General features: G+C 65.0%; 14 protein-coding genes. 6 read left to right on the top strand and 8 right to left on the bottom strand.

Going from position 1 to position 17,058, the window contains the following annotated elements; genetic code table 11:
- Positions 1–7 precede the first annotated feature (7 nt).
- The 3 genes from ACT7B3_RS03890 to ACT7B3_RS03880 are packed head-to-tail and all read left to right on the top strand — an operon-like array spanning position 8 to position 4,044.
- Entirely contained in the window at positions 8–1,138 is a 1,131-nt protein-coding gene (locus ACT7B3_RS03890) for a PQQ-dependent sugar dehydrogenase (RefSeq protein ID WP_445156907.1), read from the top strand.
- A gap of 60 nt (positions 1,139–1,198) precedes the next feature.
- Positions 1,199–2,656: an ATP-binding protein gene (locus ACT7B3_RS03885; RefSeq protein WP_445156906.1), complete on the top strand. Its 1,458-nt coding sequence runs from the start codon at positions 1,199–1,201 to the stop codon at positions 2,654–2,656.
- Positions 2,653–4,044, top strand: a complete 1,392-nt coding sequence (locus tag ACT7B3_RS03880) for a sigma-54-dependent transcriptional regulator (protein ID WP_445156905.1) — start codon at positions 2,653–2,655, stop codon at positions 4,042–4,044. Before ACT7B3_RS03885 ends, ACT7B3_RS03880 begins: the two co-directional genes overlap by 4 nt.
- Before the next feature lie 395 nt (positions 4,045–4,439).
- Here ACT7B3_RS03880 and ACT7B3_RS03875 read toward each other — a convergent pair whose 3' ends face one another.
- On the bottom strand, positions 4,440–5,189 hold the full coding sequence (locus tag ACT7B3_RS03875) for a hypothetical protein (protein ID WP_445156904.1): 750 nt from the start codon (positions 5,187–5,189) through the stop codon (positions 4,440–4,442).
- Between the two features lie 117 nt (positions 5,190–5,306).
- Entirely contained in the window at positions 5,307–5,714 is a 408-nt protein-coding gene (locus ACT7B3_RS03870; RefSeq protein ID WP_445156903.1) for a hypothetical protein, read from the bottom strand.
- Positions 5,715–6,161: 447 nt separating this feature from the next.
- On the opposite strand from ACT7B3_RS03870, the gene ACT7B3_RS03865 reads away from it, so the two are divergent.
- Together ACT7B3_RS03865 and ACT7B3_RS03860 are read left to right on the top strand one after the other, a co-directional pair.
- Complete coding sequence (locus ACT7B3_RS03865; protein ID WP_445156902.1) at positions 6,162–7,823, top strand: BCCT family transporter; 1,662 nt, start codon at positions 6,162–6,164, stop codon at positions 7,821–7,823.
- Between the two features lie 183 nt (positions 7,824–8,006).
- Positions 8,007–9,791, top strand: a complete 1,785-nt coding sequence (locus ACT7B3_RS03860; RefSeq protein WP_445156901.1) for a putative bifunctional diguanylate cyclase/phosphodiesterase — start codon at positions 8,007–8,009, stop codon at positions 9,789–9,791.
- Between the two features lie 9 nt (positions 9,792–9,800).
- On the opposite strand, the gene ACT7B3_RS03855 is transcribed toward ACT7B3_RS03860, so the two are convergent.
- The 3 genes from ACT7B3_RS03855 to ACT7B3_RS03845 form a co-directional block, all read right to left on the bottom strand.
- A complete protein-coding gene (locus ACT7B3_RS03855) occupies positions 9,801–10,523 on the bottom strand; it encodes a 3'-5' exonuclease (RefSeq protein ID WP_444678305.1) in 723 nt (240 codons plus the stop codon).
- Between the two features lies 1 nt (position 10,524).
- Positions 10,525–12,432 carry a DUF294 nucleotidyltransferase-like domain-containing protein gene (locus tag ACT7B3_RS03850; RefSeq protein WP_445156900.1) on the bottom strand — a complete coding sequence of 636 codons (1,908 nt, stop codon included), beginning with the start codon at positions 12,430–12,432 and terminating at the stop codon, positions 10,525–10,527.
- Between the two features lie 121 nt (positions 12,433–12,553).
- Entirely contained in the window at positions 12,554–12,943 is a 390-nt protein-coding gene (locus ACT7B3_RS03845) for a DUF4168 domain-containing protein (RefSeq protein ID WP_445156899.1), read from the bottom strand.
- Between the two features lie 287 nt (positions 12,944–13,230).
- On the opposite strand from ACT7B3_RS03845, the gene ACT7B3_RS03840 reads away from it, so the two are divergent.
- Positions 13,231–14,145 (top strand): DMT family transporter, encoded by a 915-nt coding sequence (locus tag ACT7B3_RS03840; RefSeq protein ID WP_445156898.1) that lies wholly within the window; start codon positions 13,231–13,233, stop codon positions 14,143–14,145.
- A 7-nt stretch (positions 14,146–14,152) separates the two neighbouring features.
- Here ACT7B3_RS03840 and mtgA read toward each other — a convergent pair whose 3' ends face one another.
- The 3 genes from mtgA to ACT7B3_RS03825 form a co-directional block, all read right to left on the bottom strand.
- On the bottom strand, positions 14,153–14,818 hold the full coding sequence (gene mtgA, locus ACT7B3_RS03835) for a monofunctional biosynthetic peptidoglycan transglycosylase (protein WP_444678307.1): 666 nt from the start codon (positions 14,816–14,818) through the stop codon (positions 14,153–14,155).
- A gap of 66 nt (positions 14,819–14,884) precedes the next feature.
- A complete protein-coding gene (gene fghA, locus ACT7B3_RS03830; protein WP_444678308.1) occupies positions 14,885–15,739 on the bottom strand; it encodes an S-formylglutathione hydrolase in 855 nt (284 codons plus the stop codon).
- A gap of 125 nt (positions 15,740–15,864) precedes the next feature.
- Positions 15,865–16,974, bottom strand: a complete 1,110-nt coding sequence (locus ACT7B3_RS03825) for an S-(hydroxymethyl)glutathione dehydrogenase/class III alcohol dehydrogenase (protein ID WP_444678309.1) — start codon at positions 16,972–16,974, stop codon at positions 15,865–15,867.
- Positions 16,975–17,058 lie beyond the last annotated feature (84 nt).

Raw genomic sequence — 17,058 nt, 5'->3', positions numbered from 1 at the left:
CGACGGGATGCATGCGTCATGCAAATGGCTACTGGCCCCGCTGATGGCAGGAGCCGCCACCGCTCAGGCCGCCGAACTCATCGAAGCGCCCATCTCCACCGAACACCATGACCTGCGCCTGGAGCGACTCGCCAGCGGATTCGAGAACCCCTGGGCGCTGGCCTTCCTGCCGGATGGGCGCTACTTGGTCAGCGAGCGTGCCGGACGACTGGCACTGGTCGAACCCGGCGGCGAAATCATCCACCTAGGCGGAGTCCCCGAGGTGCACGCCCATGGCCAGGGCGGGCTGCTCGATCTCGCCCTGCATCCCGACTATGGCGATGGCGAAAACGACTGGATCTACTTCACCTGGAGCAAGCCCGACAGCGGCCGCACTGCCACCGCGCTGAGCCGCGCTCGGCTCGCCGAAACGAGCCTGACTGACGTCGAGACCCTGTTCGAACAGTCACGCTACTCCAGCCCCGGCCGCCACTATGGTTCCCGCCTTGCCTGGCGGCCCGACGGCACCCTGCTGATGAGCATCGGCGACCGTGGCCAGTCGCCGGAGCGCGCCCAGGCAAGCGACGATCATGCCGGCAGCGTGCTGCGCCTGACGGCCACCGGGCAGGCTCCCACCGACAACCCCTTCATCGACGACGACGCCCTCGATGAGCTCTTCACGCTCGGCAACCGCAACATCCAGGGCCTGATCGTCGACGCCCAGGGCGAGGCCTGGGCCACCGAGCACGGCCCGCTGGGCGGCGACGAACTCAACCACCTGATGGCCGGCGAGAACTACGGCTGGCCCGAGGTGAGCCAGGGAGCGGACTACGCCACGCGTGCCCCCATCGGCGAGCGCTCGCTGCCCGGCATGCGCGAGCCCGTGCACGTCTTCGAGGGGCGCTTCGCGCCATCCGGCCTGACCCAGGTCAGCGGGGACACCTTCCCCGCCTGGGAACACCATCTGCTGGCCGGCGGCCTGCGCAGCGAACAACTGCAGCGTCTGGTGATCGAGAACGGACAGGTCACCGCCAGTGAGATCGTGCTGGATGGCCAGATCGGGCGCATCCGCGACGTTCGACAGGGGCCGGACGGGGCCATCTATCTGCTCGACGACGCCGCACAGGGCAGCCTGTACCGACTGGTACCAACCGAATGACCGCCACGGCACCGCCCCTTTCGGCGGCGCCGACTTCTCCCGACCAGCCGGCGAGCCCACATGCGCCTACGCAATCTCATCATTCTCACGGTCATTGCACCGCTGTTCCTGGTGCTGTTGATCTTTAGCCTGGTGGCCATCAAGTCGCTCGAGGACAACGTGCGTTCGCGCCTGGAGCGCGAAGTGCAGGTCATCACCAACGTGATCGGCACCACCCTCAGCCACTCCCTGAGCCGTGACGCCGCCGAACCGCTGGAGGAGTCGCTCTATTCGGCGTTCTCCTTCCACCGTATCTATGGCGCCTATGTATTCGACCCCAACGGCCAGGAGATCTATGGGCTGGGGCTGGGGCAGGCCCTGTTCAGCCCCCAGGTCATCCGCGATGTCGCCGAGCACCGCGAAATGCGCGCGGCCTACCGCGAGCACGAAGGCTGGCACTACTACTCGGTGCTGAAGCCGCTCACCTCACCCACCGGCGAGGTGCATGGCGTGCTGCAGGTCAATCGCCTCAATACCGGGATCGAAAATTACACCGGGGTGCTCAGCCAGCTTGCCCTGCTGGCCTTCATCATCGGCGCCAGCGGCATCGTGTTCGGCATCTGGTGGGGCTTTCGTCGCCACATCGAACGGCCGCTCGAGCGGCTGCTGGCGGTCATGCAGCGCGTCGAAGAGGGCGACCGCCGCCAGCGCGCCGTGGTCGAAGGCCCGCAGGAGTACAAGCGGCTGGCCACGGCGCTCAACGGCATGCTGGACGCCATGGTCGAGAAGGATGCCGATATCGAGGCCCGCCGCCGCAAGGAGATCGAACTGGAGAAGCGCCTGCGCAAGTCGAAGAAGCTGGCCGAGCTCGGCGTGCTGGCCGCAGGGGTGGCGCACGAGATCGGCGCTCCGCTTACCGTGATCAACGGCCAGGCCCAGCGCCTCTCGCGCCGTGAGCGCATCGGCGACGACGAGCGCGCCCGGCTCGGCCGGATTCGCGGCGAGGTGGAGCGCATCGTCGAGATCGTGCGCCAGCTTATGGAACTGGGCCGCCGCCACAACGTCGAGAAGGCGCCGCTGTCGCTCAGCGAGCTGGTCAACACCAGCTGCAGCCTGGTTGAGGAGGACCTTGAGCAGAATGCCATTGATCTGGAGCTGGACCTGCCCTCGCCTACCCCGGAACTGCTGGCCAACGGCCAGCAGCTGGTGCAAGTGCTCACCAACCTGCTGCGCAACGCGGCCCAGGCCAAGGGCGTCAGCCGCGTAAGGATCACGTGCCGGCATGACGATAGCTGGCTGACCCTGTGGGTCGAGGATGACGGGCCAGGCATTGCGGCGGAAAACCAGTCCCGGGTGTTCGACCCTTTCTTCACCACCAAGCCCGTCGGCCAGGGAAGCGGCCTCGGGCTCTCCATGGTGCATCGCATCATCAATGATCACGGCGGTACGGTTGGCGTCTTCGACAGCGAACTGGGCGGCGCAGGCTTTGAAGTCGGGCTGCCGCTGAACGATACCGCCTTAGGAGGAGTCGCCAAGTGAACGGAAACCACAACCCACCTGAACTGCCGATTCTCATTGTCGAGGACGACGCGGCCATTCTCGAGCTGCTCGAGGAAGAGCTGCAGGAAGCCGGCTATCAGACCCTGGGCACCAGCAGCGCAGAGGAAGCCTTGGCCACCCTGAGCCACAGTCGCGTGGCGCTGGTCATTAGCGACGTTCGCCTGCCCGGCATGAGCGGCATGCAGCTGCTTGAACAGCTGCGCAGCGAAGGCAGCCGACTGGGCTTCATCGTGATCACTGCCTTCGGCACCATCGACCAGGCCGTTGAGGCGCTGAAGATCGGCGCTGACGACTTCCTGACCAAGCCGCTGGATCTGGAGAGCGTCGGCGAGGCCGTCTATCGCGTGCTGGAGAATCACCGCCTGGCCGAACGCTTTCACCAGGACCGCCCGCCCGGCCATTTCCACGGCATCGTCGGCGAGAGCGAGCCGATGCAGACCCTGTTCCACGATGCCGCCCGGCTGGCCAAGAGCGACGCCCCCATTCTGATTCTCGGCGAGAGCGGCACGGGCAAGGAGCTGCTGGCCCGCGCCATTCATGCCGAAAGCGAGCGCAACACGGGACCGTTCGTGGCCATCAACTGCGCCAGCATTCCCTCGGAGCTGATGGAGAGCGAATTCTTTGGTCACGTGAAGGGGGCCTTTACCGGCGCCAGCGATGCCCGCCAGGGCCTGTTTCAAGCTGCCAACGGCGGCAGCCTGTTTCTCGACGAGATCGGGGAGATGTCGCCAGGCCTGCAGGCCAAACTACTGCGAGCGCTGCAGGAAAAGACCATCAAGGCCGTGGGCTCGGAGAAGGAAGAGTCGGTGGACGTGCGCATCATTGCTGCCACCCACCGCGACCTGGAACGAGAAATCGAGGATGGCAATTTTCGCAGCGACCTCTTCTATCGCCTGGAAACCTTCTCGCTGCGTATACCGCCCCTGCGCGAGCGCAACGGCGACATCGAGCGCCTGATCTCGGCGCTGATCGAAAAGCACGCTGCCAGCCAGGGCAAGGGCATCGAGCAAGTCGAGCCGGAGGCGCTGCATGCCCTGCTGGAATACCCCTACCCCGGCAACGTGCGCGAACTCGAGAACGCCATCATGCGGGCCGTGACCCTGGCCGAAGAAGGGGTGCTGAGCCACGCCGACCTGCCCGAGCGCATCCGCCAGTATGAACAGGAACATCGCCGGGTCATACCCCAGGTCGAACCCCAGGGCGGCGCGCTGGTGGCCCTACCCCAGCAGCGCTGGCCAAGCCTGGAGGAGGTCGAAAAACGCTATATCCAGAAAGTGCTGGAAGCCACCGGAGGCAACAAGCGCAGAACTGCGGACATCCTCGGCATCGCCAGGCGCACCCTCTATCGCCGATTAGAAGATGAGTAGCGGGAAAAAGTCAGCATGATGGCTTGAAAGAGAACACAAGCAAGACGACGAGCAAGAGCAAGAGCAAGAGCAAGAGCAAGAGCAAGAGCAAGAGCAAGAAAGGGCGACATAAAAAAGCCCCCGTGGGAGTTCGGGGGCGAAGTGCGCCATGCAATCCTGCCGACGGCTCAAAGGGGAGGGGGGCAGCCGGCGGGAGGATCACCCGCAGATAGGGTCAGGCTCTGCATCCTTGCTTTCGCTTCCTTGCGCAGAGTGGCTTCCTTGTGGCTGCATCCTTGCCGCCAGGTTGCCTCCTTGCTCTACCGCCTCCTTGCGGTCGTGGGCTTCCTGCCCGATGAGCCTGACCGGCTCCGGCATCCCGCCGGAGCCGCAAACCTCCATCATTCGAACTTCAATCAGTAGCGATCCTTATCCTTATCGCGGTCCTTGTCATGGTCCTCGATAGGGTATTCCTCTTCTTCTTCCTCGAATTCTTGCGGCATGTCCGCATCGTAACCGTCGTTGCCCGGCATGGTCTGGGTACCCTGGCCGAAGCCGGCCTCACCCTGCTGAGTACCCTGGTCGAAGCCACCGGCGCTGCCCTGCTGGGTGCCCTGGTCTTCGAAGGCATCGGTGCCACCCTGCTGGGTGCCCTGGTCGAAGCCGCCTTGCTGACCTTGCTGATCTTGACCATCGAAGCCCGGCGCTACGCCGTTATCCATGGCGGTCGGGTCGGCTCCAGGCCCCATGCGCGGTGCGGCATCGGTACCGGGGGTCGGCTCCGCGCCCGGTGCACCTTGAACGGCTTCCGGCATGCTCTCGGCCGTACCCGGCTGCTGCTGGGTAGCACCTGCGCCAGCACCGGCACCCGTGCCAACGCCAGTATCGGCCCCGACACCAGCACCCTGACCCTGCTGCGTGCCCATCTCAGCATCGCCCGGCGCCACGCCGCCTTCCATGCGATCCGGGTCTGCGCCCGGGCCGGTACCCGCGGCGGCATCAGTGCCCGGGGTAGGCTCGGCACCCGGCGCGCCCTGAACGGCTTCCGGCATATTGTCGGCACGCGAGTCCTGCTGCGTGCCCTGCTGGGCCATTGCGAAGGGGCTCGCGGTCAAGCCGACGGTTACACCCAAAACGCCGAGTTTCTTGAGAAATTCCTTGGACATCATAGTTCCTCTCCTCCTACTAGCGTCGTGTTAACGACTGTTTGTGGGAGGGCTTCTCACCCTCGGCTGTCGCCAGATGTTGCCTCAGGCAACAGCTTGAGATCGATGCGCGGCGTATTACATACCGCCTTGCTCGTCCTCATCCTGCAACAACGGGTCTTGGCCGCCATCGTCTGGATTCATCGTATCCTGCTGGCCCTGCGGCACCGGTTCCTGCTCGGCCTGCGGCGTCGTTTCCTCCTGCGGGAACTGATCACCCTCAGGCTGCTGGACGCTGCCAACAGGCTCTTCGCTTCCATCACCACCGGCCGTGTTGGTCTGGTCAAGGCCAGGATCTGCCGTGGTGTCTTGCATCGGTGAGCCCTGCTCCTCGATGGTAGGACGCTCTTCATTGACCGGCGGCAGGTCATCATCGTCATTGCCACAGCCAGCCAGAGATACCGTACCCAGCGTCAGTGCGATCGCCGAGGCCAAGGCTGTCAAACGTCCCTTTGACATAAACCCTGATTGCTTATCGTGGCTCATACGGATGGTCTCCCTTGGTTGATCCGTCTTCACCCAACAAGTAGCACGAGTTGTGCCAACGGCAGCAATGAAAAATAAAAATTATTTATAAACAAACATTTATAAAAACAGAAAGACGCCATGAATGCCTCCTCCGCCTCTCTATCGGATGGCGCAAAGTGACACATGGGCCTTACTGTCACAGGCAGGCGGGCCGCTACGGTCGGAAGCCACTCCGCTTTGCGGTATAATGAAAATCTCAACAATGACCGGCAAAGCGACCGGTCGCATCAGGCGGCGGGAGGTTCAGCAGAAATGTAGCGACCATGTCCGGCCGCACTCTTCCTATGGCATGGCATGCAACGCTGCTCAGCCTCGTCTCGCGACGCAAGCTCCACCTGCCGTACCGCCCACCAGGTGCAGCTGATCCCGCCATGTCGCAACCAACGACCTGCAGGGGAATAAAAAGTGAACGAGTCTTCACACGACAACCGCAGCGAAGAGACTCCTTCGGAAGGCGTACCGGCGCCAGAGGGCCCAGCCAACCTAATCGACACCGACTACGTCATTGGCCAGGACAACCTGGCGACGGACAGGCTAGGGTTCAGCATCGATCTGCACGGCAAGGTGTTCGCCATCTCCGCGCTGGTCACGGTCTTTTTCGTGGTGCTCACCCTGGCGCTGCAGACCGAGGTGGAGCCGCTGTTCAACGCGGTGCGCAATTGGCTGACCAGCCACTTGGCGTGGTTCTTCCTACTGGCCGGCAACCTGTTTGTACTGCTCTGCCTGGGCCTGATCGTCTCACCGCTGGGCAAGGTGAGAATCGGCGGCATGCATGCCACACCGGATTTCAGCTACAGCGGCTGGTTCGCCATGCTGTTCGCCGCCGGCATGGGCATCGGGCTGATGTTCTACGGCGTATCCGAGCCGATGTCCCATTTCAACGCCGCTCTGGGCGGTACCAGCGTGGAAGACGGGGTACGCACCGACTGGGCACCGCTGGGGGCGGCCGCAGGCGATACCGCTGCGGCTACCGGGCTCGGCATGGCCGCCACCATCTTCCACTGGGGCCTGCATCCGTGGGCAATCTACGCCGTGGTGGCCCTGGCCCTGGCCATCTTCTCGTTCAACAAGGGCTTGCCGCTGACCATGCGCTCGATCTTCTATCCGCTGCTGGGCGAGCGGGTATGGGGCTGGCCCGGCCACGTCATCGATATCCTGGCGGTGTTTGCCACGCTGTTCGGTCTGGCCACCTCGCTGGGGCTGGGCGCCTCCCAGGCCACGGCCGGCCTCAGCCAGCTGTTCGGCATACCGGCCACCAATGCCACCATGGTGCTGCTGATCCTCGGCATCACCGCCGTCGCCATCCTGTCGATCGTGGCAGGCGTCGACAAGGGGGTCCGCCGCCTCTCTGAAATCAACATGGGGCTCGCCTTGCTGCTGCTGCTGTTCGTCGTGCTGGTCGGCCCGACGCTGGCGATCCTGTCGGGCTTCTTCCAGAACCTGGGCGGCTACCTGCGCCACCTGCCGGCCCTGTCGAATCCCTTCGGCCGCGAAGACGCCAACTTCACCCAGGGCTGGACCGCCTTCTACTGGGCCTGGTGGATTTCCTGGTCGCCCTTCGTCGGCATGTTCATCGCGCGGGTCAGCCGCGGGCGCACGGTGCGCGAGTTCCTGATCGCCGTGCTGCTGGTGCCCTCGCTGGTCTCGGTGCTGTGGATGACCGCCTTCGGCGGCACGGCGATCGACCAATTGGTGAACGATGGCGTCGAGGGCGTGCGCGACGCGGCTCTCGAACTGCAGCTGTTCGTGATGCTCGGCGAGCTGCCGCTCAGTGCCATCACCTCCTTCATCGGCATCGTACTGGTGGTGGTTTTCTTCATCACCTCCTCGGATTCAGGCTCGCTGGTGATCGACACCATCACCGCCGGCGGCAAGGTCGATGCGCCCAAGCCGCAGCGAGTATTCTGGGCCATCATCGAAGGCGTCATCGCCATCGCCCTGCTGCTCGGCGGCGGGCTGGTCGCCCTGCAGGCCATGGCCGTCTCTACCGGGCTTCCGTTCACGCTGGTACTGTTGGTGGGTTGCTACGCCATCCTCAAGGGACTGATGAGCGAACCACGGGCCTGAACCTACCTTGGGGCGGCCTTCGGGCCGCCTCTGCTTCCCGGCGAACCGCCTGGCTGATTCGCCTAAGGAAAAACGACCTGACACCCAGGGAAAAGGGCAGCAACATAAGCCCACTAGCATCGTGATGCTGGTTCGTGCATATTTCAGTCACTCGATAATGATGCCAAGGAGCCGCTGTCGCCCATGATGGCCCCCGAAGACGCATTCCGTCTGCTCGCTGATGGCTTGGGCAAAGCCGGTACTCCTCAGGCGCTCGACCATCTGGTCGAGCGACTTGCAGCAATCCTCGACGGCGACCATGTCGTCATCGGCAAGATCCAGGCCGAAAGCCCCACAATTCGCACCGTTGCCTTCTGGTCCCGCGGCGCGCTGCAGCCGGCGGCCGTCTATGCCCTGGCAGGCTCCCCCTGCGAGCATGTGCTGCACGACCGCATCTGCACCTTCCCCGACAACCTGGCCCAGCGCTTCCCCGCCGACGAACTGCTGCACGTGCTGGGCGCCCAGAGCTATATCGGACTGCCGCTGCGTGCACCCGACGGTTCGCTCATTGGCCTGCTGGCGGTCATGCGCAACCGCCCCCTGGCGCTTCCCGCTTACGCCCAAGAGGTGCTGCGGATCGCCGCCGCCCAGGCAGGCGTGGAGATGGCCCGGCGAGCGGCTGAGGAGAAACAGCGCAACAGCGACTACCGCCTCCAGCAGCTGGTCCACTGGGACAGCGTAACGGGGCTGCCGAACCGGCGCTGCTTCATGGATCGCCTGGCCGAGGCCTGCGACCAGGCCAGGCTGCAAGGCAGCCATATCGGCCTGCTCTACCTCGACCTGCAGCGCTTTCGCCAGATCAACGACACCCAGGGGCATGAATTCGGCGACCAGGTGCTGGCGGAAGTTGCCGGGCGCTTCGGCGCCATGGCCGAGCTTGGCGAATTCGTCGCACGCCTGGGCGGCGATGAGTTCATGGTGCTGCTGAGCGACACCCGGCCTGCCGCCATGGCTCATGCCATCGAGCGCTACCGCCACTGCCTGGCCGAGCCGCTGCAGATTGCCGGGCGCTGCTTCTCGATATCGGCCAGCGTCGGGGCTGCCCTGTTTCCCCGCGATGCCGACAACGCCCAGTCGCTGTTCCAGCACGCCAGCATCGCCCTCAACCACGCCAAGCGTGACAACAACCGCACGCGCTTCTTCAGCACCACCATGGCCGACGAGCTGCATCAGCGGGAGCTTCTGCAGGCGCGCTTCGTGCATGCCCTGAACCAGGGCGAGCTCACCTTGCACTTCCAGCCGCAGTTCAGCCTCTCCACCGGCAAGCTGGTCGGTGCCGAGGCGCTGTGCCGCTGGCAGGACGAGGTACTCGGCCAGGTCAGCCCCGCCACCTTCATACCGCTTGCCGAAGAGCAGGGGCTGATGCTCCAGCTCGGTGAGTGGGTGCTGGATACGGCCTGCCAGCAGCTGCAAGAGTGGGATGCTCAGTGCACCCCCTTTCCCGGGCGGCTGTGCGTCAATGTGTCGGCCCAGCAGATGGACGACCCCTGCCTGGCCGAGCACGTGCAGCGCATCGCCACGCGCATCAGCCCCGGCCGGCTCGGCCTGGAACTCACCGAAAGCGGCCTGATGCGCAACCCCGAGCAGACCGTGCGCATCACCCGCACCCTGTGCGATGCGGGCATCGGCCTGGCCATCGACGACTTCGGCACCGGCTACTCCTCGCTCTCCTACCTCAAGCGCTTCGCCGCCGATACGCTCAAGATCGACATGTCCTTTGTTCGGGACATGCTCAAGAGCAGCCACGACCATGCCATCGTGGAAACCATCATCGCCATGGCCCAGACCCTCGGCATGCTGACCGTGGCCGAAGGGGTCGAGAGCCCCGAGCAGGCCGAGGCGCTGCGTTCACTGGGCTGCACCAGCGTGCAGGGCTTCCATTACGGTCGCCCGGTGGACGGTGCCACCTTCGCCAAGCGCTGGCTGTAGCGGCACCGCTCAGCTCCACAGCTCTGCCACCCGCGTCTCGGCGCGATAGTGCGTGGCGATCTGCGCCTGCAGAAGCTCGGCCGTCGCCAGCGCATCGACCATCGCATGGTGCCCCAGGTAATCGGGCAGCCCGTAGCGGCGGCGGCTGTCGCCCAGCCGGATCGACACCGGCGGCCGCCGCAGCCAGCGACGCAGCCGCGACCACGGCGAGAGCCGGTGACGTCGCGCTTCGAGCGACATGGTATCGATCATGGGAAAGCGTAGCCCCTCGCCCAGGCAGCGCTGGGCCGCAGCATCGAGGAAGGGTCGTTCGATATGACGAAAGTGGACCACGGCCAACCGGCCTGCCAAAGCGTCAAGCACCTCCGGCAGGACCGACTCGAGCGCGGGCGCCTCGGCCACCTCCGCATGGGTGATGCGGTGAAGTACCACCGATTCGCTCGACAGCGCGCCGCCCGGCCGGACCACCCAGTAGCGCCGCTGCGACAAGTGAATCCGCGCCAGCGTGAACGGCACCAGCCCGATGCTGACGATGGCATGCCGGCGGGCATCGAGCCCGGTAGTTTCCAGGTCGAGCGCCACCAGCGCTGCCTCGCCGATCGGCGTGTCGGTCGCCGGGCAGCCGGCTTCCAGGAAGCGCTTGAGCACCGGGTGGCTGGCCGCCCGGGCGCGCTGTTCAAGGTAGTCCGGCCATCCCTGCGCCTGGCGCGAGGGCATTCGATGCGACAGCATCTCAGCGCACCGCCCCAGTGCGCGCCGGGATCGGGTAGCGATACTTGAGGAATTTCTGTGCGTTGCTCAGCACCTGGAAGGCATCCTTGAGGTGGTGGCGTTCGCTGCCGTCGACGTCCTCCGGCACGAACGTATTGTCGGGCGCCTGGTGGCGCTCGAGGTCGATCACCTGGTGGCGAATGCGCACCATGGAGAGGTACTCCATCGCATAGCGCAACTTCTCGCCGGCCCCCGGTGCCAACAGCTGGGTGCTGGCGATGTCATCAAGCCGTTCGAAGCTGTTCTGGGCCCGAGAACCACAGGCCAGGGCATGCACCCGGATCAGGTCCACCATCGGCGCCGTACCGCGCCGCTTGAGGTTGATCGTGTTGTTTTGCTTGCCGTCCTGCTCCATCACGAAGGTGCGAAAGACCCCCAGCGGCGGCGTGCGCTGCAGCGCGTTGCGCGCCATCGCCGCCAGGAACAGCGGGCTTTGCGGGGCCTTCGCGGCAATCAGGTCCTGCAACTGCTCGATGAAGGCCTCGTCGCCATAGGCCGCGTCCAGGTCGAAGAAGATCGAGCTACGCAGCAGCCGCTCCGGCGTGGGCTGCTCGATCCACTCGCAGAAGTAGCGCTTCCATACCGCCAGCGGCTGGCGCCACCTGGCGTTGGTGGCCATCACATCGCCCTTGCAGTAGGCGTAGCCGCAAGCGGCCAACCCATCGCAAACGAACTGGGCCAGGGCTTTGAAGTAGGCGTCATGGAGGTGCGGGACGAAGTCGTCGGCCAGCACCAGGGCATTGTCCTGATCGGTGACGATGGTCTGCTCGTTGCGCGCCATGGAACCGTTGACCATGAAGCAGTAGGCCACCGGCGGCGGCCCCAGCGCCTCTTCGGCAAGTTCCAGCAGCCGACGAATGAAGCTGCGCCCGATGGTCGACATGGCGCTGCCCACCATCTGCGAGGTGGCGCCCTCCCCCACCATGCGCACGAAGGCCCCGCGCACGTCTCCCGCCAGCCGCGCCAGCCCCTCGACGCCGGGCTGGTGAAAGATGTTGCTGACCAGGTAGAGGCTGCTCTGGGTTTCGTAGCGGATAATGTCGGAGAGATGCACGATGCCTACCGGCAGGCGCCGCAGCAGCACCGGCAGGTGGTGAATATTGTTGCGCAGCATGCACAGCATTGCCTCATGCACGGATTCGTCGGACTGCACGGTGATCAGCCTTTCCCCCATCAGTTCGCCGATGGGGGTCTGTGGGGGCAGGCCGCGGGCAACCACGCGGGTGCGAAAATCGCTGTTGGTCAGGATGCCGCGCAGCCGCCAGGCGCAACCTCCGGCGTCGGTGAAGGTGTGGCGTGGGTCCGCGTCGTCGTCGTCGAGCACCAGCGCCGCTGAGGCCTGGGCTTCGCTCATCTGCTGCGCCGCGGCTTGGACCGTGGTGGTGGCCTCGAGCATCACCGGCGGACGTGACAGCAGCTTGCGTATCCGCGTGACCGTCATGTCGTTGGCCTTGCTCAGCTCCGCAACGGCGGCTTCCAGCCGTGGCCGCTCCAGCTCGACGAAGTCGGCAAAGTGGTCGTCGCTTTCGCACAGGTGCTGGAAGACGTCGGCCGGGATGAAGTAGATCAGGGTATCTTCGAGCGCGCGGGCAGGAAAGCGCACCCGCTGGCTGCGCAGCAGGCTGAAGTGACCGAAGATATCACCCTCGCCCAGGCGATTGTAGAGCGCGCCGGTGCGGCGAAAGACCTCCACCGCCCCGCTGCGGATGTAGCATAGCTCGGTGATGGGTTGGTCCAGCACTAGGATGTCGGTACCGGCCCTGAAGTAGCCGACCTCAACCTGGCCGGCCACTGCATCGAGCAGCGCATCAGACAGCCCGTCGAAGGGTGGGAAACGGCCCATGTGCCGTCGAATTTCTAGCAGTTCCATGCAACACGCTCGCCGGCTGGGGAATACGCCCAGTGTGTTTACCGGAGCCAGCCCTGTAAAGCCCGCCCGAAACGCGAAAGGCCGCCCGGGGGCGGCCTTTCATCTGTCAGTGCGGCGAGTATCAGGACTGCTCGGCCATCTGCTGCACGCGCTGCATCAGTTCGGGATCCTGCTGAATCGCATGGCCGATGGCGTTGAAGGTGTCGACATCGAGGCCGCTGTCCTCGACGACTTCCACCATGCGGTCATTGGCTTCCATGCGAACTTCCTGCTGGGTCTGCTCATCTTCAGCGGCGTGCAGGCGCTCGGTGTACTCCTGGGAGATCACCGCGATGTCCTGGGAGGCATCGGCGAACTGCTGCAGTTGCTCATCGGAAAATTCCTGAGCGGGCGCAGTGGCCTGCGGCTGGGCACCCGGGTCCTGGGCGGGATCCTGCTGCGCCTGGGCCTGGGCGGTCATCATGCCTGCCGCCAGCAGAGCGGCCGAGAACAGTGCAGTCATCCTTTGCATCTTGAAACCTCCAAGGGTCTTGCGGTGAATGTAGAAGGTCTGACGTAGCTGAACCGGCAGGGTTCAGATTTTATTGTAACGAAATGCAACCCCGCAAGATCGTTAGGAGTTGCCGATGGTGCTGAGCGCCCGCACAGAGCGCCCTTGCATGAGTTTGCCGTCGCATGGGTTCACTGCCGCAAGCGCAGCCAGCTGGATTGTCCGGGCGATAATGCTTACTCTGCTATCCTTCGCCGCGTCGATGACGCAGTATCGCCGTGACAGCGCCGCCCAGGACACCGCCCCCGATGCCGCCCTCGCCCTCCTCCCGCTTCGAGCCTCTGCTGCTGGCCGCCATGCCCATTCTCTTCGTGGCCCTATGGAGCACCGGCTTCATCGGCGCCAAGTTCGGGCTGCCGCACGCCGAGCCCTTCACCTTCCTGGTGGTGCGCTTCGCGCTTACCCTGGCGCTGCTGGTGCCGCTGGTACGCCTGCTCGACAGCGGCTGGCCAAGCGGTGCACGGCTATGGGCACATATCGGCGTCTCGGGCATGCTGGTGCATGGTGCCTACCTGGGCGGGGTCTTTTATGGCATCTACCTGGGCATGCCGGCCGGGCTGACCGCCCTGCTGGTAGGCCTGCAGCCGCTGCTCACGGCCACCCTGGCGGGGCCACTGCTGGGTGAACGCATCGCCCCGGTTCAATGGTTGGGGCTGGCAGTAGGCTTGGGTGGCATCGTGCTGGTACTGGGCAGCAAGCTCGACCCCGGCGCCGCGCTGTTTCAGGGGTTCGGGCTCGACGCCCTGGCCTGCGTGCTGATCGCACTGGGCGGCATCACCTTCGGTACGCTCTACCAGAAGCGCTTCTGTACCGGCATGCCACTGCTCTCCGGCACCGTGGTGCAGTACCTAGCCGCAGGCGTCCTGCTGGGCCTGGGGGCGCTGCTTTTCGAAGAGCGGCAGATCGAATGGAGCCCCACCTTCGTGCTGACCCTGGCGTGGCTGGTGCTGGTGCTGTCGATCGCTGCCATCCTGTTGCTGATGGCGCTGATCCGACGTGGCGAGGCATCACGCGTGGCCAGTCTGTTCTATCTGGTGCCGCCGGTCACTGCGCTGCAGGCCTGGTGGCTGTTCGATGAGCGGCTGCCACCGGCCGGGCTGCTTGGCATGCTGATCACCATCGTGGGGGTAGTGATGGCCGTGCGCGGCAAGGCGACACGCTAGGCGGCGGTTAGGAGGCGTCGAGCCGTTCGAGGTAGCGCGGCCCGCCGAGATTGCGCATCTGCTGGCGAATCCACTGGCTGCGCCGCTCTACGTGCGGCCCCGGCCGCGCCGCATCCCAGGCGCGCGGGTTGGGCAGGATCGCCGCCAACCGGCTGGCCTGCACCTCGGTCAAGCGATCGGCCGGCACGCCGAAGTAGTGCTGTGCGGCAGCTTCAAGCCCAAACACGCCATGATCCCACTCGACGATATTGAGATAGACCTCGAGGATTCGCTGCTTCGGCCATAGCGCCTCGATCAGCACGGTGAACCACGCCTCGAGCCCCTTACGCAGCCAGCTGCGCCCGGTCCACAGGAACAGGTTCTTGGCCGTCTGTTGGCTGATGGTGCTCGCCCCGCGCAGCCGCGCCCCGCTGCGGCTGGCCTCCCAGGCGCGACGCATCTCGGCCACATCGAACCCCCGGTGCTCGGGAAAGCGCTGATCTTCCGCTGCAATCACCGCCAGCTTGGCATTGACGGAGAGCTCTTCCCAGGGCCGCCACTGGTGTTGGATGGTCAGGGATTCGCCGGCTAGCGTCGCCTGGAGCTTGCGCTCCACCATCACCATTGAGCCCACGGCGGGGACATGACGCAGCAGCAATACCAGCATCACCGATAGTACGACGAAGGCGGCCATGGAAATGGCCGCCCAACGTATAACCCTGATCAGCAGAACGCGCATCAGGGCGCGCCCCAGGTCCGCTCATGACTTGAAGAGATGCTCCGCATGGTAGCGCAGGTGATCCTCGATGAAGCTGGCGATGAAAAAGTAGCTGTGATCATACCCTGGCTGACGCCGCAGCGTCAGGGGGTGATCATGCTCGGCGCACACCGCCTCCAGCCGCTCCGGTTTCAGCTGTTCATCGAGGAAGTCGTCCGCCTCCCCCTGGTCGATGAACAACGGCTGGCGCGAGGCGCCCTTGGCCACCAGCTCGCAGGCGTCGTACTGCGTCCAGTTGCCGGGGTCGTCGCCCAGGTAGGTCTGGAACGCCTTGCGCCCCCAGGGGCACTGGGAGGGGTTGACGATGGGAGAGAACGCCGAGACCGAGCGGTAGTGCCCGGGCCGTCGCAGTGCCAGCATCAGCGCCCCATGGCCGCCCATGGAGTGCCCGCTGATCGCCTCGCGCCCATTGACCGGAAAGTGCTGGCGCACCACCGACGGCAGCTCCTCGGACACATAGTCATACATGCGGTAGTGCGACTTCCAGGGTTCGCGTGTGGCATTAACGTAGAAGCCTGCTCCCGAGCCCAGGTCGTAGCTGTCGTGCTCGCCAGGCAGGTCGGTTCCGCGGGGGCTGGTGTCGGGGCAGATGATGGCGATGCCCAGTTCAGCCGCCACACGCTGTGCCCCGGCCTTCTGCATGAAGTTCTCGTCGCTACAAGTCAGCCCCGATAGCCACCACAGCAGCGGCACGCGCTGTGTTTCCGCCTGGGGCGGCAGGTAGATGGCAAATACCATCTCGCAGTCCAGCGCGCGCGAGCGGTGGCGGTAGCGCTTGTGCCAGCCGCCGAAACTCTTGTTGGCCGATACCAGCTCGAGATGTTCAGTCATGCTCATGCTGCGTCTCCTTCCACCTGTTCGTTATGGCTTCGCTGGGGCTCACACGCCACGCGGCGCCAGGCGCCCCCGTCCGGGGCGGCACCGGGCGCCTGTAACCCGTTCGGCGCGGCTCCGGGTGCCTATTAAAAGTGCAGCACCGTACGAATGCTCTTGCCCGCATGCAGCAGGTCGAACGCCTCGTTGATCTTCTCGAACGGCATGTCATGGGTGATGAACTCGTCGATCTTGATCTCGCCGTCCATGTAGCGCTGCACGTAGCCGGGCAGCTCGCTGCGCCCCTTCACCCCGCCGAACGCCGAACCGCGCCACACCCGCCCGGTGACCAGCTGGAACGGCCGCGTCGAGATCTCCTCGCCGGCCCCGGCCACGCCGATGATCACCGATTCGCCCCAACCCTTGTGGCAGCACTCCAGCGCCTGGCGCATCACGTTGACGTTGCCGATGCACTCGAAGGAGTAGTCGACCCCACCGTCGGTCATGTCGACGATCACCTGCTGGATCGGATCGGAATGCTCCTTGGGATTGACGAAGTCGGTGGCACCGAACTGGCGCGCCAGGTCAAACTTGTCCGGGTTGACGTCGATGGCGATGATGCGGCTGGCCTTGGCCATCTGCGCGCCCTGGATCACCGCCAGGCCGATGGCACCGAGGCCGAACACGGCCACGGTGGAACCCGGCTCCACCTTGGCGGTGTTGAGCACCGCGCCGATGCCGGTGGTCACGCCGCAGCCGAGCAGGCAGATCTTGTCCAGCGGCGCCTCCTTCGAGACCACCGCCAGGGAGACCTCGGGCAGCACGGTATACTCGCTGAAGGTGGAGCAGCCCATGTAGTGGTGCAGCCTCTTGCCGTCGAGCGAGAAGCGCGAGGTGCCGTCGGGCATCAGGCCCTGGCCCTGGGTGGCGCGCACCGCCTGGCACAGGTTGGTCTTGCCGGAGAGGCAGAACTTGCACTTGCCGCACTCGGCGGTATAGAGCGGAATGACATGGTCACCGGGCTTTACGCTGGTGACGCCTTCACCTACCGCCTCGACGATGCCGGCGCCTTCATGGCCCAGCACCGAGGGGAACAGCCCTTCCGGGTCGGCGCCGGAAAGCGTGTAGGCATCAGTATGGCAGACGCTGGTGGCCTTGATGCGCACCAGCACCTCGCCGGCCTTCGGCCCCTCCACGTCGATCTCCAGCAGCTCCAGGGGCTTGCCAGCTTCCAGGGCAACGGCGGCACGCGACTTCATGATGCAACTCCCGAGATGGATTGATGGCTACCAGTCTAGGCGTGCAAGCCCTCAAGTTGATACCGAAACAACGGCACAATATTA

Source organism: Halomonas sp. E14, from assembly GCF_052568415.1.
Note: the sequence above shows the minus strand (reverse complement) of the source record. Positions and strands in the feature narration are given on the sequence as shown.